The organism is Parabacteroides goldsteinii (genome assembly GCF_020091425.1).
Lineage (GTDB): Bacteria > Bacteroidota > Bacteroidia > Bacteroidales > Tannerellaceae > Parabacteroides > Parabacteroides goldsteinii.
Genome location: NZ_CP081906.1, coordinates 3,821,909 through 3,843,819, shown reverse-complemented (window position 1 = coordinate 3,843,819; position 21,911 = coordinate 3,821,909). Strand labels below are relative to the sequence as shown.

At 42.8% G+C, this 21,911-nt stretch carries 14 protein-coding genes; 12 read left to right on the top strand and 2 right to left on the bottom strand.

Going from position 1 to position 21,911, the window contains the following annotated elements:
- Positions 1-771 precede the first annotated feature (771 nt).
- The 5 genes from K6V26_RS16895 to K6V26_RS16875 all read left to right on the top strand — a co-directional run bounded on the left by K6V26_RS16895 (position 772) and on the right by K6V26_RS16875 (position 8,609).
- Positions 772-3,969 carry a SusC/RagA family TonB-linked outer membrane protein gene (locus K6V26_RS16895; RefSeq protein WP_224263378.1) on the top strand — a complete coding sequence of 1,066 codons (3,198 nt, stop codon included), beginning with the start codon at positions 772-774 and terminating at the stop codon, positions 3,967-3,969.
- Between the two features lie 12 nt (positions 3,970-3,981).
- Complete coding sequence (locus K6V26_RS16890; RefSeq protein ID WP_224263377.1) at positions 3,982-6,006, top strand: RagB/SusD family nutrient uptake outer membrane protein; 2,025 nt, start codon at positions 3,982-3,984, stop codon at positions 6,004-6,006.
- 195 nt (positions 6,007-6,201) lie between these two features.
- Positions 6,202-7,800 carry a DUF4091 domain-containing protein gene (locus tag K6V26_RS16885; protein ID WP_224263376.1) on the top strand — a complete coding sequence of 533 codons (1,599 nt, stop codon included), beginning with the start codon at positions 6,202-6,204 and terminating at the stop codon, positions 7,798-7,800.
- Between the two features lie 27 nt (positions 7,801-7,827).
- A complete protein-coding gene (locus tag K6V26_RS16880; protein ID WP_195585817.1) occupies positions 7,828-8,322 on the top strand; it encodes a hypothetical protein in 495 nt (164 codons plus the stop codon).
- Between the two features lie 20 nt (positions 8,323-8,342).
- Positions 8,343-8,609, top strand: a complete 267-nt coding sequence (locus tag K6V26_RS16875) for a trypsin-like serine protease (RefSeq protein ID WP_195585780.1) — start codon at positions 8,343-8,345, stop codon at positions 8,607-8,609.
- Positions 8,610-9,203: 594 nt separating this feature from the next.
- On the opposite strand, the gene K6V26_RS16870 is transcribed toward K6V26_RS16875, so the two are convergent.
- Positions 9,204-10,103 carry a beta-N-acetylhexosaminidase gene (locus tag K6V26_RS16870; protein WP_224263375.1) on the bottom strand — a complete coding sequence of 300 codons (900 nt, stop codon included), beginning with the start codon at positions 10,101-10,103 and terminating at the stop codon, positions 9,204-9,206.
- Positions 10,104-10,281: 178 nt separating this feature from the next.
- On the opposite strand from K6V26_RS16870, the gene K6V26_RS16865 reads away from it, so the two are divergent.
- From K6V26_RS16865 to K6V26_RS16835, 7 genes are all read left to right on the top strand, one after another.
- A complete protein-coding gene (locus tag K6V26_RS16865; RefSeq protein WP_317197495.1) occupies positions 10,282-14,217 on the top strand; it encodes a hybrid sensor histidine kinase/response regulator transcription factor in 3,936 nt (1,311 codons plus the stop codon).
- 84 nt (positions 14,218-14,301) lie between these two features.
- Positions 14,302-14,880, top strand: a complete 579-nt coding sequence (locus K6V26_RS16860; protein ID WP_224263373.1) for an RNA polymerase sigma factor — start codon at positions 14,302-14,304, stop codon at positions 14,878-14,880.
- Positions 14,877-15,725, top strand: a complete 849-nt coding sequence (locus tag K6V26_RS16855; RefSeq protein ID WP_224263372.1) for a TonB family protein — start codon at positions 14,877-14,879, stop codon at positions 15,723-15,725. Before K6V26_RS16860 ends, K6V26_RS16855 begins: the two co-directional genes overlap by 4 nt.
- A 293-nt stretch (positions 15,726-16,018) precedes the next feature.
- Positions 16,019-17,803, top strand: coding sequence for a helix-turn-helix transcriptional regulator (locus K6V26_RS16850; protein WP_224263371.1), 1,785 nt, complete (start codon positions 16,019-16,021; stop codon positions 17,801-17,803).
- A gap of 161 nt (positions 17,804-17,964) precedes the next feature.
- The gene (locus K6V26_RS16845) at positions 17,965-19,554 is read left to right on the top strand and encodes a leucine-rich repeat protein (RefSeq protein ID WP_224263370.1); all 1,590 of its coding nucleotides are present in this window, start codon (positions 17,965-17,967) and stop codon (positions 19,552-19,554) included.
- Between the two features lie 262 nt (positions 19,555-19,816).
- The gene (locus K6V26_RS16840; RefSeq protein ID WP_224263369.1) at positions 19,817-20,179 is read left to right on the top strand and encodes a hypothetical protein; all 363 of its coding nucleotides are present in this window, start codon (positions 19,817-19,819) and stop codon (positions 20,177-20,179) included.
- A gap of 153 nt (positions 20,180-20,332) precedes the next feature.
- A complete protein-coding gene (locus tag K6V26_RS16835) occupies positions 20,333-20,791 on the top strand; it encodes an HU family DNA-binding protein (RefSeq protein WP_224263368.1) in 459 nt (152 codons plus the stop codon).
- A 153-nt stretch (positions 20,792-20,944) separates the two neighbouring features.
- Here K6V26_RS16835 and K6V26_RS16830 read toward each other — a convergent pair whose 3' ends face one another.
- Complete coding sequence (locus K6V26_RS16830) at positions 20,945-21,829, bottom strand: Rpn family recombination-promoting nuclease/putative transposase (RefSeq protein ID WP_224263367.1); 885 nt, start codon at positions 21,827-21,829, stop codon at positions 20,945-20,947.
- Between the last annotated feature and the right edge of the window lie 82 nt (positions 21,830-21,911).

Sequence of the window (21,911 nt, the reverse complement as noted above, 5' to 3'; positions counted from 1 at the left end):
AGAGATTTCCCCACCATAGTGGGGACTTTTCCCCATACTGGTGGGGCATATTCCCCATGCTTGTGGGGAAAAATCCCCATAGGCATGGGAAAAGTGGGGAAATGCATATTTTCCACTCCTTTCTTTCGTAATCGTGCAATATATTCTCGCCTGGACAGCCAGGAACTCATCCCTCCTAAACTGGTATGATGCTCGCGACAAACATCTCCGTTTTTTCACCCCTCACTCTTCCTTTACTGCAATTACCTGCTTTATAATATGTTATAGATGGTGAAAGGTGAAAGTAAATTTATAAAACTCCATTGGGAGATAGATTTTTCTAAAAACGAGGGCTTTTCGGATCTCCAAAAGTCTTTGCTGTTGGCTTTTCAAACAATTTGGTGCGGTTGCCCTGAAATTTCAAGAGATAGAATATAATAAGGAATACCATAGTTCTGGTAGAACTATTTTTGTTTTCGGTGCAAATATATATATTATTTTTAAATATATCACATTTTAACCTTTCAAATATTTAAAAAATAAAATAGCAACAGAAGGTATATTTAAAAAACAAAAAGAAAATCAGCTTTTATAATAAAATCTAATCATACGTTTTTAAAGTAAATGAAATAGGCTTGTAAACTTTGTGGGTATTGAAAAATAAGGACTGAGTTCTACCAGAACTAATATAAAAACAAATATAAATATGATTGGCGTCAAAGTTTATAATCTTTTGATTAACATAAGTTATTCCTTATAGTTAACCTAGTTTTAATAATTAAAAGTAATGCTATGCTAAAAAAAATGCAAACAGTTGGTGTTTTGTTGCTTTCGTTAGCCTTTTCTTATGGAGGGCAACTTCATGCTATGGAAGTGAGTGCAGCAACAACTATTACTCAACAAACAGACAAACTGACAGGAACCATTGAGGACGATTTGGGGCCTGTAACCGGAGCTTCAGTTGTCGTAAAAGGGACAACGAATGGAACTGTTACAGACATGAATGGAAATTTTGAATTATCCAATGTCAAAAAAGGGGATGTGATTCAAATTTCTTTTGTTGGTTATATTACCCAAGAGGTAAAATACACGGGAAGCCCTATTAAAATCCTTCTTAAAGAAGACACGCAAACACTTGATGAAGTGGTAGTTGTAGGTTTCGGCACACAGAAGAAGGTGAATCTAACTGGATCTGTCAGCATGGTGGATGCGGAAGTACTCGAATCGCGTCCAGTCCAGAATGTTTCACAAGCTCTGCAAGGTGTAGTGCCCGGTTTGAACTTTTCAGTGAATTCAGGTGGTGGTACGCTTGACAATGAAATGAGCTTCAATATCCGTGGTGCCGGTACTATCGGTGACGGTTCAGGCTCGAAACCATTAGTGTTGATTGATGGCATCGAAGGCAACATGAACACTGTCAATCCGAATGACATCGAATCGGTTTCCGTTTTGAAAGACGCCGCCGCCTCCTCCATCTACGGGGCACGTGCATCGTTCGGTGTAATCTTGATCAAAACAAAAGGAGGTAAGGCCGGCAAGACCAGCGTAAGCTATTCCGGCAACGTCCGCTTCACAGACGCATTGCAGATACCGGAAATGATGGACTCTTACCAGTTCGCGCAATATTTCAATGCCGCAGCCGCCAATGCAGGCCAGAGCCCGGTCTTCAGCGCAGAAGTCATGCAGCGCATACAGGATTACCAAGCCGGCAAGATAACAACAGTATCAACCCCCAATGCCCAGAACAAATGGAATGCTTACACCGGGGCCAACGCCAATACCGACTGGTTTGCCGAAGTCTACCGCAACTGGGCACCTTCGCACGAGCACAATCTGAGCGTCAGCGGCGGTACCGAAAAACTGACCTACCGTGTCAGCGGCAGCTTCCTCGACCAGAACGGCTTGATACGCCACGGGTCGGATAATTTCCAACGTTACACCTTGGATGCAAAGATTTCCGCAGAATTAGCCAAATGGATTACATTGAATTACACAAGCAAATGGACACGTGAAGATTATGACCGTCCGACTTATATGACCGGTTTGTTCTTCCATAACATCGCCCGCCGCTGGCCGACCTGCCCGGTATATGATGACAATGGACATCTGTTTGAAGGCATGGAGTTGACACAGATGGAAGAAGGTGGTGTACAGACACAGCAAAAGAACTATTACACACAACAAATAGGCTTGCGAATCGAACCGATCAAAGACTGGACAATCAATGTTGACGGTAATATGCGTACGCATACCAACAATCAGCACTGGGCTGTGTTGCCGGTTTATGCCTACGACGCCGACAATAAACCCTATGCCATCAGCTGGGACGGTGGTGCCTCTTATTCGCCGGGAGCCAGCCGTATCTCCGAATATAGATATATAGAAGATTATTTCACAACCAATATCTATACGGACTACCAGAAAACAATCAACGACCACTTCTTCAAAGTAATGGTCGGATTCAATGCCGAACTGACGAAATATGATAGCTTCTCCGGGCAAGGTGATAAAATCATATCCTCTGAAGTCCCGACGATTAACCAAACCACTTCCGAACAAAAAGTAGGAGGAGGCAAGGCCGAAAACTCGGTTGCCGGTTTCTTCGGACGTATCAACTACAACTACAAAGACCGTTACATGGTTGAGCTGAACGGACGTTACGACGGTTCTTCTCGCTTTATCGGCGACAAGCGTTGGGGATTCTTCCCATCCATATCTGCCGGTTGGAATATCGCCCGTGAAGAGTTCTTCGGTAATTGGGCCGACATTTTCAGCACCTTGAAGGTCAGAGGTTCTTGGGGACAGCTGGGTAACACGGACACAAACGATGCCTGGTATCCGTTCTACCAGACCATGCCGGTCGGCACTGCCAATGGCCGCTGGTTGGTGAATGGGGTAAAACCGAATACGGCAAGCCTTCCTTCCATTGTAAGTTCTTTGAAAACTTGGGAGACAATCGAATCATGGGATATCGGTTTGGATTGGGCATTGCTTAACAATCGCTTGACCGGATCGTTCGACTACTTTACACGTTACACGTACGATATGATCGGGCCGGCTCCTGAATTGCCGAGTACTTTGGGTGCAACTCCCCCGAAAATCAATAACTCCGATATGAAGTCGTACGGTTTCGAATTGGAACTGTCATGGCGGGACCGCATCGGTGAGGTTAGTTACGGCGCCAAATTTGTATTGTCTGACGCAAAACAAAAAATCACCAGATACCCGAATGATTCAAGATCATTGAGCAATCCGCATTACAGTGGTAAGATGCTGAATGAAATCTGGGGATATACCACAGTCGGCATCGCGCAGACACAGGAACAGATGGATGCCCATTTGGCTAACAACAAACCTAGCTGGGGATCAAGTTGGAGTCCTGGGGATGTGATGTATAAAGATTTGAATGGCGACGGCGTTGTCAATACAGGTGGTAATACGGTAGATAACCCGGGCGACCGTTCAATAATCGGTAACAGCACGCCGCGTTATAACTTCGGTTTGACTTTGGATGCTGCCTGGAAAGGCTTCGACTTCTCTGTATTCTTCCAAGGTGTAGGTAAACGCGACTATTGGCTGAGCGGCCCGTATTTCTGGGGTGCAAGCGGCGGTATGTGGCAGTCTGCCGGTTTCAAGCAGCACTGGGACTTCTGGCGTGGAGAAAACGACCCGCTAGGTGTCAACCTGAATGCTTACTATCCGCGTGCCAGCTTCGACGGCAGCAAGAACCAACAAGTACAAAGCGGATACTTGCAGAATGCGGCTTATATCCGTATGAAGAACATACAATTGGGTTATACATTGCCTCAGCAGTGGATTTCTAAAGCCGGTATGTCATCTGTCAGGTTATATATTTCAGGCGATAACTTGTTGACACTCTCTGATATTACCGGGGTATTCGACCCTGAAACATTAGGTGGAGCTTGGGGTGACGGTAAATTGTACCCGTTGTGTAAAACGATTTCTGTAGGATTGAATGTTAATTTCTAAATAATGAGGATTATGAAACTGAGTTTAAAAAATATATATCTTTTTCCCATTGCAGCAGCTTTCGGTTTACTGACATCGTCATGTAACGATTTCCTGGACAGGGAACCGATCTCAAGCATTACGCCTGCACAATATTTTAACTCTGCTGAAGAATTGGGCGCGTATGCCATCAGTTATTATACTTCGCTTATTGCAACGAATGATGCGGCGTATAATGCCGGTCCTTTGAATGTGGATGGTAATACGGATAATATGGTTGTTGGTGAGGCCAATACTGGCTATTTTGCGGCCGACCGTTGGTTGGTTCCTGCTTCTGGCGGCCCCGATTTTACCTTGATCCGTGCCATGAACTATTTCTTGGAACAAGTATTGCCTAAAAAAGAAGCCGGTACGATTTCCGGTGCAATAGATGAAATCAACCATTATATAGGTGAAATTTATTTCCTGCGTGCTACGGCCTATTTCGATCGTCTGTGCACCTATGGTGATTTCCCGATCGTAACAACGGTTCCTGAAGATAAAACAGAGGAATTGGTGGAATTTAGCAAACGTGCACCTCGTAATGAGGTAGCCCGGTTTATTCTGGAAGATCTGGATAAAGCTATTTCTATGTTGAGACCGGGTACGGCATTTAACAAAGTCCGCATCGGGAAAGAAATGGCACTTTTGGTGAAATCGAGGGTAGCTTTGTATGAAGCGACATTCGAGAAATACCACAAAGGTACGCCGCGTGTACCGGGTGAATCCGGATGGCCTGGAGCAAACATGTCATACAATGCAGGTAAGTCTTTCAACATTGACGGGGAAATCGATTTCTTCCTGACCCAGGCAATGAGTGCGGCAAAAGAAATTGCCGACAATCATGAACTGGTACAAAATACGAAAGTCTTGAATCCGGCAATCAACCAGATTTACGGTTGGAATCCTTATTTCGAAATGTTTTCCATGCCTGATCCGAGTAGTTTGGACGAAGTGTTGATGTGGCGTCAGTTTGATGCCGACCTAAGTATCACACACGGTTTCATGGCTTACATTATGGAAGGTGGAAACAACGGTATGACAAAAAGTTATGTAGATGCCTTCCTGATGGAAAACGGCTTGCCTATCTATGCTGCCAATTCCGGATATAAAGGTGACGTGACGATTGACCGGCAAAAAGAAGGACGCGACGGACGTTTGCAATTGTTCGTGTATGGTGAATCAACCGTTGTAGTCAATGAGGATTCTTTAAATCTTTTTGAAGCACCGACAGTTGTGGCATTGACAGAACACCGTGACCGTACCGGCTTCCGCCAGCGCAAACATTATTGCTATGATTTCACACAAATCCGTAATGGTGTACGGGGTACCAATGGCATTGTGGTTGCCCGTGCTGCTGAAGCTTATTTGAACTATTTGGAAGCTTCTTATTTGAAAAACGGATCTATCGATGGAACAGCAGCCTCTTATTGGCGGAAACTTCGTGAACGTGCCGGTGTAGATCCTGATTTTAATAAGACTATCGCAGCTACCGATCTTTCAAAAGAACCGGATTGGGCTGTTTATTCAGGCTCGGAAAAAGTAGATCCGACAATGTATAATATCCGTCGTGAACGTCGTTGCGAATTTATCGGTGAGGGTAGAAGATGGGGTGACTTGATCCGTTGGAGATCTTTCGATGCCTTGTTCCCTGAAAACATGGGTAAATACATTCCCGAAGGTGTAAACTTCTGGACGGAAATGTATAAGAATGAAGCTTACTTGAAAGTCGATGGGAAAGGCAACGTGACAAGCGAATCCGCCTTGGTCGAACAGTCTGAAGGTAAAGGCGATGCCAATATCTCGAACCGGAACGACAGTAAATATCTCCGCCCATACCGCGTAATCAAAGAAAATAATGAAGTATGGGATGGATATCAATGGAGGAAGGCATATTATTTGTCACCTTATTCTGTTCTAGAACTTACTTTGGCTTCTCCTGATTCGAAATTGGAAACATCCAATTTGTATCAGAATCCTTACTGGCCGACAACAGCAAGTTCGCCGGCATTGGAATGATTTTCAACATAATTTAAATAGACCTTAATTACCCTGCAAGTATTCGTGAGAACCCTTGCAGGGTTTCTTTGCATTGTATTAATTTTTAATTTAAAAGCATATATCATGAAGCATCTTTTTTATTTTTTATTTTGCATACTGTTTGTCTCATGTGCAGGAAATTCTGATACAAGAAATTACGTTAGTTTTTCACAAGTGGATCCTTTTCTGAAAGTGTTCAGGGAATCAAACTTTTTCCCGGAATACGACGAAACAGAAGTAGTGGCGGCTGGAGAACATGCTACATTCCAGTTTGTTGTCCGTAGTTCTGAAATGTTGGAGGATTTATCAGTGGAAGTTTCTACTTTTACAAATGAACAAGGAAAGACGTTGCCTGCCGTACGTTCCGGATTTGTGGACTATGTGCGAGTAAGCCGTCAAACACCTGACCGGGCAAAAGATGCGATTACCTCTTTGTCTCATTATTATCCGGACCCAATCATTGAAAAAGACCGTTGGAATGTCGCACGCGATATGGCGCAACCTATCTGGTTGACAGCCGCTGTCCCGGCAAATGCTGTCCCAGGCGATTATAAGGCTACTTTTTGCTTGACGGGGAAGGCCGGAGGCAAACCCGTCCGGTTGGAAAAGGAGATTCGGATTAAAGTGTACCCTGTTGTTTTGGAAGAGCCTTCTTTATGGGTGACTAACTGGTTCAGCACATCTCCGGAAAAAATGAAAATTTTTAATGGTGGGAAAGACGTGGAACTTTATTCTATGGAATATTGGAAGATGGTCGAAGAATTAGCCTTAAAGTTGAAGGAATGTTATTCAAACGTAATATTGGTCTCTCCGTTACAATATATCGAATTTGAGGAAAAGGACGGCATTTATTCATTTGATTATACGCAATTTGATAAAATGATTTCCATATTCGAAAAAGCAGGTGTATTGAAAATGATCGAAGGCGGGCATATTGCAGGACGTTCCGGTAATTGGGATAGCCAGTTTGAACCCTATGTGCCCGAATATGAAGATGGGAAAAAAAAGATGATCCAATATCCGATTTCATCTAAAAATGCGCAAAATTTTTATAAGCAATTCATTCCTAGCTTGATGTCCCATTTAAAAGAACTGAAAGTAGGAGAAATATATGCACAACATATTGCAGACGAACCTATTAGTTCAAACATAAAAAGTTACGTAGAAATAGCTCGTTTTATTAAGCAGCTGGCTCCGGAAATTAAAATTATCGAAGCTTGCCATTCACATGATTTGGAAAATACGTTAGATATATGGGTCCCACAGTTGAATTTCTACAAAGACGGTTATGACTTTTATTGCGACCGTCAGAGGAAAGGTGACGAAGTATGGTTTTATACTTGCCTGGCTCCTCAGGGAGATTTTGCCAATCGCTTCTTGGAGCAGCCTCTCATTAAAACTCGTTTGATTCATTGGCTTAATTACAAATACGGAGCAACCGGTTATTTGCATTGGGGATTCAATCAGTGGTTTTCCGATAACGATCCTTATAAAGAAACAACTACAATGAATACGGAAAGCGGAAATACCTTACCAGGAGGAGACAGTTGGATTGTTTATCCGGATAACGGCAAACTGTATGGTTCAATTCGTCTGGAAGCCATGCGTGATGGGATTGCAGATTATACTTTATTAAAGATGTTGGAAAAGAAAGATCCCGAACTGGCTAAAGAGCTTTGCCGTTTGACTGTATTCCATTGGACTCTTTATGACACCGATGGAGATCATTTTCGTAAAACCAGAAAACAAATATTGGAGGCATTGTCAAAGTAGTTAGAAACATTACAAAAATTATAGATCATGAAACTGTTGAAACTTATTTTCTCCCTGCTGTTGTTGGTAATGGTGGCAGGGTGCAGTGAAGAAGAACTTTTCTTTTATGAAGAGATTGAAGATGAAAAAATTGTATTGGAGTTGGAAGATGAACCGGCTTTTATAGTAGGGTATATACCTTATTCAAATAAAACGTTTGTACAAATGTCTTACTCCCAATATGCCGGAGAGTATTATGCATCAGCCCAAAGAGATACTTTTTTTACGGATGTTGTATCGGATATAATGGATAAATCTTTTGGTGTTGAAGCGAAGAAACTAAACAAATATCAAGTTCCTTTTGATTACTTGTATGAGGTAACAAATAATCCGGTAACATTGTATTCTGTATATGTAACAGCATCTATAACTAATAATAGGGTGATAGACAAAGACGCATTTAATGCTTGGGACGGTTTGGATTATGGGTTTGATTCATTATCATATCCGAAGGCTTTTTTACAAGAATTGAGAAAACGATAATTATTTGAAACAAATAAAACATGAAACAAATGAAATTGATTGTATTATTATTTTGTTTAGTTGTACAATTTATAGCTAACGCTCAACTTCGAATTATTGAAGGTACTGCAGTTGATATATCTCAACGTCCTTTTCAGGCTGCGATTTTTATTAATGGTGAATTTACTGGTGGAGGGGTTATTATTTCTCCAGAATGGATTTTGACAGCGGGGCATGTACCGTGCTTAGGTGGAAATATGAAAGATAATGCTGTCATCGAGCGGCATAAGATTTTAATTCGCAGATAAAAAATAAAGGCCCATTTTCACAAATGAGACCTTTACAAATTAACCAAAACCTTAACTATGAAAAAATTTATTTGTTTCATTTTGATATTGCAAATATCATGATTGGTTTTTTTATGTGCAAATATTTCTTGTGTTTTTTTTAATATTGTGAGTGAAACTATCTTTTTATATACACCACCTCTTCACTCCTTATAACAACCGCGAAAAAAATCGTGTTAAAATCGCATTAACATAGACTGCTGAAAAACGGCCCATTTGTTAAAGAATTACCTCCCTTTTACCTCCGATTGTAGGGAGTGGACCTTTAACGGACCTTTAACGGAGGTTCAACGGAGCTAATACGGAGGTAAGACAAGGATATTTTGTGTTAAAATCGATAGGGATATTTGTGAATGTTTAACTGGTTTCGCGTGAACACTGTTTGGAGGTTGTCGGTATCATCAACTATTTTCTGTTTATGGTTGTTATTAAAAAAGGGCACGACCTGAAAGCTGGTGAGACGCTTGACTTTTTTTCTCATCAGCACTGCTACATAGGCAAATAGATATGATAAGGATAAATAAGTTACGTGTTGCTATTATTTTTTTTCTACCGTTATAAAGTCTTGCTTTCTATATATAAAGCGAGCATTTCCACTCTTTTGGAATTTTTATTGCCTTCTGCTTCTAGAGGATTTGACCAGCTTTTTTCGGCAATAGAGGCTAAATGTTTAAATAATAGTTTTCTGTCGTCCTTGGAATCGCTGATATTGGATTTCCGGATGATTTGTTCCACATAGAAAGGAAGATTGGATATAATGCCATCTGATCGCGTCATCCCGCTTGAAATCGTAATCTTTTTAGAATGGGCATATGAAGTCATGTTTTCTAATCCCTGTTGTATTTCCGGTGTTCTATCGTAAGGTTCTTGTATAAAATGAAGTCGGTTTATTTTTAACATGGCCATACAATCGATCAATTGTTCGAGATTATTCTTTGGGATGAGATTGAAAGGTGTGTGTAGTACTATTGTCCGATTGTTATATCGGGGACCGTCATGTATAGTCATTCCCGGAACATTCCATTGAATGTTTTTTACCGGTGTTTGGCTGTTTATTGCCGGAGGAAGCAGAAAGCGCAAAGTTTGTATCGCGTAAAAAAATCCTTTGTTTCCTGAAGCTTCTACCAGAATACAGGATGGACTGATGTTTAGTTTATAATGTTCTGCCGACAAACTCATGTCTGTATGGAATATGATATCAGCCTGTTTTTCTTGTATCGCTATTTGAGGATTGAATCCGGCTGCTTGAGTAAATATACCGGTCAATTCTCGGGCAATCATAGCCTGTTTTTCATTTTCGACACTAATAAGGGTTGTTGGATCGAATATAAAATCCCCCTTATCTAATACACTCTGTTGAGGTAAAGGAATGATTTCCGGCTTTTCGTCCGGTAAGATGCATTTAACGAGCATCATAATCAAAAAAATAGAATATATACCAACTCTGAGTAACATAAAAAACTTTTAATAGTACACTTTTTGTTTAATTTTACCTGTTGCAAATCTATGCTTTTGGGGTATTTCCTTATGTTCGATATCGTTCAGGAAAATTCAGGAATCGTTTTTTATGCTATACAGGTCTTGTATTTCGGATGATTTTGTATTTTTGTCGAACAATGGGTGATATATAGTTATGCAAATATTAGGGAAGTATCTACAATTAAATCTATTATTGTTTTTTGTATTCTTAACGGGGGAGCTTTGTGCAACCCCAAGGTATTATTTTAAACAGATTTCTTTACAGGACGGATTATCGCAGTCTTCTGTAAAGTGTGTATTGGTAGATGACAGGGGCGTTATATGGATCGGTACCCGCTTCGGGTTAAATCGTTTTGACAGGGAAAAGGTAACGGTTTATCAGGAGGAAAAAGACAATCCGCATTCTCTCCCTTATAATGACATCGTTTTTCTGGAAGAAGATGCGGAAAGACATATTTGGGTTGGAACCAGTCGCGGACTCGCTTATTTCGATCGTGATACCCAAAAATTTATACGTCAGAAAATAGATGGTGAACCGGTGGTTGTAACTTGTTGTTTTCTTATGCCGGATGGAATCTATTTTTTAGGAAAGAAAGGGGGATTTTGTTATTCCTATGCAGAAAAAAAGATTTTTAAATGTCCGGAAAAGGGGCAGTTACCTGATTTATTACCCAATTATGCTTTTTTGTATAATAAAGAGGATAGGAAGGTTTTGTTTTCTTCTTTGGGAAGTGGGCTTTGGTGGTATTATCCGGATACCGGAGAGATAGAGCAGGTCTCGTTTATTCAAGAAAAGAATATTTCTTCGATGTATCTGGATTCACAGCAGAGGATTTGGGTGGCTGTTTATAATAAAGGTGTATATTGCTATAGTTATGACGGAGAGCTATTGGAACATCTGGAAGCACCAGACAGGTTGACTCATAATATCGTACAGGATATGCGGGAAAAAGATGGTGAACTTTGGCTGGCGACAGATGGAGGAGGTATCAATATTTATAATTACAAGAATAAGTCAGTGAAAGCCATCATGCATCTGCCCGGCGATCATCACTCTCTTCCGGTAAATTCTTTTGCCAGTCTTTACATTGATGATGAAGATAACATATGGGCTGGTAGTATCCGGGGGGGACTGATAGGAATCAAACCCGTTTTTATGACTACCTATCGGGATGCTCCTCCCGGGGTATCCTATGGATTAAGTTTCCAGTCGGTTACTTCCATGTATGAAGATACGGACGGGAAAATCTGGATGGGAACAGATGGTGGTGGTCTTAATTTGTTTGATCCGGTAAAGGAAATGTTTCAGAAATATCCTAAAACATCGGATATGAAAATTGTTTCCATTATGCCCTATAGTGACTCGGAATTGTTGTTGTCTTTATTTGGTGTCGGCCTTTGTCTTTTTAATAAAACGACCGGAGAATGCCGGGAGTTTCGGTTAAACTGGGGGAATGTTCGAAATGATTTATTTCTGCTAGGGAATGCGGTTCGTTTGTATCGTGTGGATGAAAACCGTTTTTACCTTTTAACAGATAATTATTTTTGTGTGTATGACACAAAAAAACAACAATTTGAATCTTTGCCGGAAGATATGGTACCTCATAATTTTTTAGCTCCTTGTTTTGTTTCTGGCGATTCGTGTTACATAAGTTCTTCTAAGGCTATATATGTGTTGGACTTTCCGCATAAACAGTTACGTCCGCTATTCGTGACAAAGGAAGAATTCGGAACAATTATTTCGGTAAAACAAGATAAAAATAAACGTTTCTGGTTGGGGACTTCTTCCGGATTATATGTATATGACCGCACTACACAAAAGATAGATACTGTTGATACGAAGCGTTTTATCGGGATTACGTCTTTAGCTTTCGATACTCATGATCGTCTTTGGGTGAGTACTCATGATGGGTTATATGCGTATGTTTCTCAGGAGGAACGTGTAATCGTTTTCGGAGAATCCGATGGTGTTTTTACACGTGAGTTTTTACCGCAGCCGGCTTTAAAAACCTCTTCCGGAGATATTTATATTGCAGGTGTGGATGGAGTTGTAAGAATACGACCTGATCAGGAATTCCAAAAGGAAGAAGATTTTTCCGTCAGTTTGATCAATCTGGCTTTGGATGGTTCGCCAATTCATCCGGACGGCATATTTGGAGAACAAGTCATTTCCGTCCCATGGGATTATGCTTCTCTGGGACTGAGTGTCATCGTAAAAGAGAAGGATTTGATGCGGAAAAAATTGTTCCGTTTTGCCATTAAGGGGGATCGTGAGGAACTATTGGAGACTTCCAGTCATGCATTTTCGTTTCCGGCTCTTACCCCTGGTAATTATGAATTATGGGTTTCGTATGGGAAGAGGAACGGAGATTGGAGTGTACCATTGAAATTATTAACCGTTAATGTGGTTCCTCCTTTGTGGCAGCGGGTATGGTTTATAGCATTAATGATTGTCGTAGTTCTGATAATAACCGGATGGGGTATCCGTTTGATAATGGAGAAGAAGGAGCGCGAACTTGCTTGGGCGATGAAAGAGCATGAACGTAAGTTCTATGAGGAGAAAGTTCGCTTTATGGTTAATATCAGTCATGAACTGCGTACGCCACTGACCTTGATTTATGCCCCACTTAAACGTTTGTTGAAATCCGGAAAAGTGACGGATGAAGATGTATCCCTCCAATTGAACGGTATGTTGTTACAGACCAGCCGGATGCGGGAAATAGTAGATATGGTGCTCGATGCCCAAAAATCGGACACGAACGGTGATGTCATGGATATCTGTTTTTACAATCTCAATGATTGGATACGGTCGGTAACGGATGATTTCATTCCGGAATTTGAAGCTCGTGGAATTAGCTTGGAATTCAGGTTGGATACTTCAGTGGAGAAAGTCCCCTTCGATGCTTCTAAATGTCGTGTCGTTTTATCTAACTTATTGATAAACGCGATGAAGTTCAGCGAACCGAATACTCTATTAGTTATTTGTACAGAACGCATAGGAACAAATGTGCGTATTTCTCTTGCTGACCAAGGTATTGGATTGGAACATGTAGATATGGATCGTCTTTTTTCCCGTTTTTATCAAGGTGACCATGATCGTAAAGGTAGTGGAATCGGATTGGCTTATGCTCGTAAATTAGTGGAGTTGCATGGAGGTAATATTGGAGCTTATAGTAATGAAGACGGTGGTGCGACTTTCTATTTCGATTTGCCGCTGGAACAGGCCTCTGTTTCGGGAGAGTCGAATGAGGTAGTCGGTTTTGGTATGGAGAATGCCGGTGTGGCGGAAGAGAATGCTGGGGTAGGGCAAGCCGATATATCGCTTGCGAAATACACCTTACTAGTGGCCGAAGATGAAACAGATTTACGCAACTATCTGTCTGGTGTTTTGCAGGCTGAGTTTAAAGAAGTTTATGTGGCAGCAGACGGAGAAGAAGCATGGGAACTTTTGGGGCAATATCAGCCGGATATTATAGTAAGTGATGTGATGATGCCTCGGACAGATGGCTATGAACTGTGTCGCCGGATTAAAAACGATGTGACAGTTAGTCATATACCTGTCGTTTTACTTACCGCCCGAGCAGATCAGGCGAGTTCGCTCGAAGGGTATAAGTCTGGTGCGGATATATACCTGGCAAAGCCGTTTGATGTAGATTCTTTGTTAGTAATTTTGCAGAATATATTGAAACAACGCGATCAGCTTCGTGCACGTTATCGGGAATCCGGTTGTCTGTTCTCTCCTAAAGAGGATGCTGTAAGTAATGCGGATGAACAGTTTATGCAAAAATTGAATACGTTGATTCGTGAGAATCTGACTAATCCGGATTTGAATGTAGCTTTTATTGCTTCAGGGATGGCTATGAGCCGTACGACGCTTTACAGCAAGTTTTGCCATTTGTCGGATATTTCAATTGGCGATTATGTGATCAGGTTCCGGATGGTCGAGGCAACCCGGCTGCTTTCCTCTCATAAAGAAATGAGTATTCAGGAGGTTGCAGATCGTGCCGGTTTTTCCAGCGCTCGTTATTTTAGTACGGCTTTTAAACAGAGTTACGGGATGACACCGACTGAATATCGTCGTAATAATTAAGTCGGGTGTAGATAATCGGGATTTTTGCTTTTATTGTAATCATTTAGATTTAAAGTTTATATTTGTAGAAAAAACAGGGACAAATTGCTATTTTTCAGACGTAACATATCGAGTTATTCCGACAGTGATCTGGTGCGATTATATAAGGAAACCGGGAAAAGCGATTATTTCGGTGAATTGTATAACCGCTATATCCCGTTGATTTACGGTTTGTGTCTGAAATATTTGCAGGAAGAGGTCAAGGCACAGGATGCCGTGATGCAATTGTTTGAAGACCTGTTGCCTAAACTGTCACGTTACGAGATACGGGAGTTCAGAACCTGGATTTACAGTGTCGCGAAGAACCATTGTTTCCAGTTGCTCCGGAAAGAAAATCTGGAGATAGCAACTGATTTTGACCAACAATTTGTGGAAACGTACGATATTTTGCATCTATTAGATAAGGAAGAAACAAGCGACGATGCCCGTACGGCAGCCCTCAAGCATTGCATGGAGAAACTGCCCGAACCGCAGCAACGTTGTATTCTCTCTTTCTTTATGGAAGAAATGTCGTATGCTGATATCATGAAACAGACCGGATATCAGCTGAAGAGTGTAAAAAGTTATATTCAGAATGGCAAACGCAATCTGAAAAGTTGCATAGAAAAGAGAATGGCGCAATGAAAAGTCTGATGCAATACATACAAGGTTCACGAAAAGGCAAGGAAGCCCATCGCCTGGAAAAGGAAGCGATGAAAGACCCTTTCCTTTCGGATGCGCTCGACGGTTACCAGGCCGTCGAGGGCAATCATGTGGAAAGTATTGAAGAGATGCGCCGCCGTATTTCCCGCCGTACCCGTTCGCACCGCAACAGCATAACGAAATGGAGTATTGCCGCCAGCCTGTTGATTTGTTTAGGTTTCGGTAGTTATTTCTGGCTGAACAGACAATTTGGTATGCCGGCACAGTCACCGCTGGCGGTTGTTATGGAGGAACAGGCGGCTCCGTTGCAACAAGCACCGTTGGCGGGTATTGCAGCCGATTCTATGCAAGAACATGAAAGCGCTTCGGGAGCAGGGGAGGCCAAAGCGAAGGTCTCTGAAGGCACCCCTCAGCCACCGGCTCCTGTTGTTGCAGAAGCCTCTGTAGCCCAGGTAGCAGTTTATTCCGCACCTTGTGAAGATGTCGCTGTAGCCGATATAGTTGCGGAAGAGGAAGCTCCCGTAGCAGCTACGGCCTTAGCCCGTTCGATGCCCCGGCATATACCTCAGCCGGTAATCGGCGAAGAAGCTTATCGCGAATATCTGAAAAAGGAACTTATCCATCCGCAGGATTCTCTTTGCAAAGGAGTGAGCGGAACAGTCGTTGTTGAATTCCATATCAATGAAAAAGGACGCCCTGTCGATTTGAAAGTTAAACGAAGCCTGTGCGAATCGGCTGATAAGGAAGCCCTCCGCCTGATTGAAAAAGGACCGGACTGGCAGGTGGATACGGCTAAGGTGTTTGTCCCCGTTGTTTTTGCTCCGTAATTTCTCATATACCGATAGATATAACTAAAAGAACATGTGTCTTACTGCATGTTTGAAGAATGCTTGAATAACACAGTCCTGAGAGAACTGTGGTGTTTATCCGGTAAAAATAGAAACAATTTGTTAATATCTTTACTTTATTAATCAAAAAGAACTTGTTTTTTAACGTTGTCTTGGTTTAAATGACCCTATAAAGTGTACCAAACTTCCTGATATCCCGGCAAAAAGAATCTGTTGTGACCAAGTTCTCTCAGAACTCGGTTAAATATACACTATTATTAATATTAACGACAATGTCCCGAAGAACCTTGTTTTATCTTCTGTTTTTCATATTCGGAGCTACAGCTTTTGCCGCTGTTCCCGACACATTGTTGTTGCATATGTACGACAACCCGATGCACCACCTGTATCAGGTTCGCGAAAAGAGCGAGGAAGACCGGAGCAAATACCTGTTTAATGCCGATACATTGTTTTATAGGTATGCCACCGAAGGATATGCCGCTTTGCCGGACGAATTATACTATTATTACCATGATTATGTCTCCTATATGAGCCTGGAAGAAGCAGAAAAAGAAGTGGAGCGTATGCGTGATGCCGCCCGCCGCTATAAGAGCAAAGCGCTGGCTAATGAAGCAGACCTGATGAAAGTTTCGGTACTCGATTATTATGAAGACAGCCTTTTGCAGGTCTGTAACCGGATTGTCAGGGAGGTAGCCGTGCGGGCCGGAAAAGAAGGCGATGCCGTATCCCGAATACGGGCGATGAACTTCGATTTTATATCCAACTATCGCACCGGGCATTATGCCTATGCCTTTGCTTTCGCCCCCCGCGTTGTAGAGGAACTCAATAAACTGACCGACCGGCAATATACCGAGCGGCGGGAAATGTTTTTCCATTTGGGACGGGCCTATATGGATTTCCGTGATTATCCCCGTGCGCTCTCTTACCTTCGTGAAGCGCTGGTCGATACGACCCGTTTCTTTTTCGACCGTTCCAATATCCGCGCCCGTGTGGAATTGGGCAACTATTTCCGTACGGAACAGCAGCTCGACTCGTCCGATTACTATTTCCGTTCCATTATAACCAGCCGCGATATGATCAAATTCCGTCCCTATTACGATCATCTGGCCCTGGTCGAACTGGGCTATAACCTGTATTTGAGAGGATCGTACGATAACGCGGCCGATTATTACCGCTATGCCGCCGACTTTGCTTGCAAGGAGGGTTACCATACCCTGGCCGCCACGATCTTCACCGGACTGGGCGAAGTGTATCAGGTAAAGAAAGACCCGGTGCAGGTAAAAGCCATGATCGACTCGGCCTTTGTCTACCTGCATAAAGGAAAGGCCGGAGCCGACAATTCCGTGTATCTTCGGTTGTATCCGTTGATGTATAAATATTATGCGGAGAAGGGCAATATGCCGTTGTTTCAGGCTTACCTCGATTCGTCAACCGTTGTCCGTCACCGGCGGGAAGAACGGTTCAATGCACAGGTATTGCTCCGGGCGGAACAGGAGGTGGCGGCACAGCAGGAGGAGACGGCTGCCCACCGGATCGCCGTGCAGCGCCGGTTGCTGGGATGGATTACGGCCGGCTGTGTGTTGCTTGCTGCCGGATTGCTTGTATTATGGATGTTCTACCGGCAGAAACGGAGCGCTTACCGTATCCTGGTAGAGCGTAGCCGCGAATGGGCCCGGAAGCAGACGGAAGGGGAGTTACCCTTGTCTATTGCCGACGACGACCGTCTGTTGATGCACCGGGTGCATGTTTTACTGGAAGAGGAACACCTTTACCGCGATCCCGACCTGACGCTCGACTCGATGGCAACCCGGCTCGATGTACACCGCAATACCCTTTCGAAAGTAATCAATCTTATCCAGAACCAAAATTTCAACCAGTATATTAACGACTTCCGCCTGCGTGAAGTGATCGAACGGCTGTCCGATCCTGCCGACCGTGCGACCATCCTCGACATTGCTTTCTCTGCCGGTTTCAGGAGCCAGCAAACATTCTACCGTCTATTCAAAACCGAAACCGGCCTTTCCCCTGCACTCTTCCGCAAAAACAGCGTCCGGTAACCGGCATAGGTATTCTTATCATTATTCTTCCGGATAGAGGTATTCCTATCAATTGCTTATTTTTCATGGTAAAAAAGAGTTCTCAAATTGTAATTTGGGAATAATGGTTCGGATGGAAAACAGATATTTGTTCCAATTCATAATTAAATAATGTACAAGAGATGAAAACAAAGAACCTACTTCTGATTGCCATTGCAGTTCTATCACTGTTCGGCTGCAAGTATGATGATGACGCCATTTGGGATGCTGTCAAAAACCTGGAAGAGCGTCTTATTAATTTAGAAACATGGCAGAAACAAGCCAGTGAAGAAATCGCTCTTTTGAAGGCAATAACCGATGAGAGCGACTATATTCTTTCTGTCGTTCCCGTTATGGAGGGCGAAACCCAAAAGGGATATACTATTACTTTTAAAAAGAGCGGTACCATCACCCTGTTGAATGGTCAGAAAGGCGATAAGGGGGATAAAGGCGACACTCCGCTCATCAGCCTGAAAAAAGGAAATGACGGTAACTGGTATTGGACGCTGAACGGCTCCCTGATGACCGATGCCTCCGGTGCACCTATTCGAGCCAACGGAATCAACGGAACCAATGGCACTAACGGAACCAATGGCACCAACGGCACTTCGGCCCCGACACCGCAACTGAAAACAGGCCGTCAGTTAAAAGTCGATTCCGTTGCCGGCTCCTGGCAGGACGATGCCTTCTACCTCTCGGTTGATAATGGAAAGACATGGAATAAAGTGTCCGGTGATAAAGGTGATAAAGGTGACAAAGGTGATAAAGGCGATAAAGGTAACACCGGCGATCCCGGAACTGGCTCGTCTTCTATTAAAATAACAGATGATTCCAACTATGACTATGTCATATTTGACGTGAATGGAGATAAGATAAAGGTTCCACGCTATGATGTAACACTGTCGCTGGTTGTGAAAGACGGAAAAGGCCTGATAATACCTAGAGGAGAAATACGGTCAGTGAAATTCGAAGGAACCTTAAATGTTTCCTTCTCTGACCTATCAGAAGGTTCCTTGGTAATAAGTGTGAACCGTTCGAATAATTCTTGGGGTCTACAAGAAGAACCTAACTCCAGCCGTACTATCAAAGCCCCAAGTAAAGACGATTGCCAATCAGACCCGGATAAGGCCGAGTGTAAAGTGATTGTTACAGTTAAAAACAAAATTGAAGAAACATCCGAGTATACCTTCTTCTTGGTAGCTTCCGAGTTTCTCTATTGCAATGCCAATAACCTGTCATCCATGTTGGAAAAATACCGCGATCAGGCGAATTATCTGAAAGTCAGTGGAAGATTGACATCTGAGCATATGAATGAAATCCAAAAGTTACCACTAGTGGGGATAGATCTGGAAGATGCGACCTTGGAGGGGGATGCTATTCCCGATAATTACTTCTCTGGAAAAACAAATCTGACCACCGTGAAGCTACCGGAGAAATGTTATACGATCGGTACTGGTGCTTTTTCAGGCTGCACTTCTTTAGAGGAGATTGAATTGCCTAAGTATTTGAGAACCATTGGAAATAATGTCTTTTCAGGCTGCACTCCCTTGGCGTCTATAAGTTGTTGGAATAGTGCTCCACCACAGGCTGCTGCTTCCAACTATTCTTTAGGCGAGGACCTGAATAATCTTAATAAAATATACGTGCCGACGTTATATGTAAATCTGTATAAGAAAGATGAGTTCTGGGGGCAGTATGAAAGTCTGATAGAAGGCAGAGCGATACCTCAATGAACGAATGCTGTTCATCTGTCGGTAAGGTTCCGGTTAATAAGGAAATAACCCTGAAACCGAATCTGTCCGATAACCGACATAGCTATTCTTATCATATTTTTCCCGGATAAAGGTATTCTTATCAAGCTCTTATTTTTTTTAGAAAAAAGAGTTCTCAAATTGTAATCTGGGAAGAATTGTTCGGAAGAAAAATAAACATTTGTACAAGTTTCTGAGGCTTTGCCAAGGAACATATGTCAAACCTTTTAAATATTTAAGTATTATGGATTACAAGTTTACTATTATCAATCAGACCGGTTCGCCGATCACAGTGAATGCTTTCGATGAGGACAAAGCAGATTGGTCAAATAAAAATGATCCTGAAACAGTTATTCTTCATGCAGAAATTTCTACTTCTCACACATTCTATCTTTCGGGTAAAGCGTTTGCTTCTGACCCCTGGTTTAAAATGGAAGTAAAAAATAGTGCAGGAGAAACAATTGCTACTCTTTACACTAAATTTGATGGGAATACACTCCATGAAATAGTGATAAATAGTGACTATGATTATGTAGACTCTAATCATGTGATTGTACGTGATTATTCGAATAAAGATGACTATTCTTATTCGATCGCTCGAAAATGAAACTAAGCTGAAAGGATACTTTTCAGCCCGTTGTTGAACTGTATTCGATCCGTCACTGAACCCTATTCAGTCCGTCACTGAATCACATTCGGTCCGTCACTGAATAGGGAACCTCTTTATAAGGAATATTCGTATATAAACACAATATAAATTATGGCGTTTTTTAAGAGAGTTCAACAGAAAATTAACGGGCTTTGGTATCCGAAGTCCGTTACAGTGGGCAAGCCCGTCAACACCAACCAGGTGTCGGCTCGGCTGGCCGAAATATCAACCGTCAGCCCAGCCGACACCTTCGCCGTCCTGAAATGCCTCGGCGGTGTATTGGGCGACTTCATGGCGCAGGGCCGTACCGTCAAACTGGACGGGCTGGGCACCTTTTACTTAACCGCCGTTGCCACCAAACAGGGTGTCGATTCGCGGGAAAAGGTAAAAGCCTCTCATATCATCGGCACGCGTGTCCGGTTTATCCCTGAAACGACTCGTACCAGTGGCCGGAAGGTGGCTACCCGTTCCCTCATCTCCAACGATATCTTCTGGGAAGAATGGGGCGGCACCGAATCTCCCGACTCTCCCGATACTCCCGACCCCAGCGACCGCCCGGAAATTGAATAACCTCCCGACGATCGCATGGCCTGGTGACACCACCTCTATCCCTGATTGCTTTTAATAAATGGAATACGGATGGTGGAATGGTTTCGAAAACAACGACACCGTAAGGGCGGTTCGCGAACCGCCCCTACCAACGACGTTCATCATACGAATAAACTACAGTTTGTCGATTTCTTCAACAGACAGGCCGGTACATTGGGCAATCGTTTCGATATCGATTCCCTGTTTTTTTAAATTGGCTGCTATCAGACGTTGTTCTTTGGCTTTGCCTTCAGCTAATCCCTCAGCTTTCCCTTCAGCCAGTCCTTCAGCTTTCCCTTCAACTAGTCCTCTGCGTATAGCGCTATTGTAGAGGGTTTTTTCTACGCTGATGCCATCCCAGAAATGTTCATAACCGGCCAGTTCCGCATCGGTAAAAGCCGATTCTTCCAGAACCGTCAGGGCTTTTTTGATTTCCGGCGCTTCGAGTAGCTCTTCAGGGATGGTACGGGTCGTCTCGTTTATCTCTGTCAGGAAACGGAGCCAGAGGATATGCATACGTTTCTCGGCATAGGTATGAGGCGTGAATTTGGGCAGCTCGACAAAGATTAATTGCAAGCCTTCGATAATACGATCCGTATGCTCTACATGCACCATGGCATAATGATGATAATAGCCTTGCAGTTCAGGCTCAAAAACTTCATTCACCAGGTTGAGCGAATAAACCGGCTGCAACAGTCCATAGCCTTCTCCGGTATCCAGTTGGCGGACATAAGCTTTGGAAGCATTGAAAAGTACACGTTGGCGAAACTCGGGAGACCATAACATCTGCATCTCTACCAAAAAATGACGTCCTTGCATATCACGGCAACGGACATCTACAATACTGAATTTACGTAAAGGATTGTCGGGCACCAACTCGGAAGGCAGGTATTCGATCTCAGTGATCTCTTCGCCCGCTTTTAACGGCAACAAGGCATTCAATAAACTGATCACCAAGTCGGGATGTTCGCCAAAAATACGTTTAAACGTAAGGTCTGCTCTAGGATTTAAGTACTTCATAGTTATATGTTTTATATGTATGGCAAATATACGTATTGTTGGCTGATAAATTGTATTATTAGCAGAAAAGTTACAATTGTTT

Excerpts from the sequence above, each read along its gene's own strand:
- K6V26_RS16895 (WP_224263378.1), top strand. The coding sequence starts at position 772 with ATGCTAAAAAAAATGCAAACAGTTGGTGTTTTGTTGCTTTCGTTAGCC.
- K6V26_RS16890 (WP_224263377.1), top strand. The coding sequence starts at position 3,982 with ATGAAACTGAGTTTAAAAAATATATATCTTTTTCCCATTGCAGCAGCT.
- K6V26_RS16880 (WP_195585817.1), top strand. The coding sequence starts at position 7,828 with ATGAAACTGTTGAAACTTATTTTCTCCCTGCTGTTGTTGGTAATGGTG.
- K6V26_RS16875 (WP_195585780.1), top strand. The coding sequence starts at position 8,343 with ATGAAACAAATGAAATTGATTGTATTATTATTTTGTTTAGTTGTACAA.
- K6V26_RS16870 (WP_224263375.1), bottom strand. The coding sequence starts at position 10,103 with ATGTTACTCAGAGTTGGTATATATTCTATTTTTTTGATTATGATGCTC.
- K6V26_RS16865 (WP_317197495.1), top strand. The coding sequence starts at position 10,282 with ATGCAAATATTAGGGAAGTATCTACAATTAAATCTATTATTGTTTTTT.
- K6V26_RS16855 (WP_224263372.1), top strand. The coding sequence starts at position 14,877 with ATGAAAAGTCTGATGCAATACATACAAGGTTCACGAAAAGGCAAGGAA.
- K6V26_RS16850 (WP_224263371.1), top strand. The coding sequence starts at position 16,019 with ATGTCCCGAAGAACCTTGTTTTATCTTCTGTTTTTCATATTCGGAGCT.
- K6V26_RS16845 (WP_224263370.1), top strand. The coding sequence starts at position 17,965 with ATGAAAACAAAGAACCTACTTCTGATTGCCATTGCAGTTCTATCACTG.
- K6V26_RS16840 (WP_224263369.1), top strand. The coding sequence starts at position 19,817 with ATGGATTACAAGTTTACTATTATCAATCAGACCGGTTCGCCGATCACA.
- K6V26_RS16835 (WP_224263368.1), top strand. The coding sequence starts at position 20,333 with ATGGCGTTTTTTAAGAGAGTTCAACAGAAAATTAACGGGCTTTGGTAT.
- K6V26_RS16830 (WP_224263367.1), bottom strand. The coding sequence starts at position 21,829 with ATGAAGTACTTAAATCCTAGAGCAGACCTTACGTTTAAACGTATTTTT.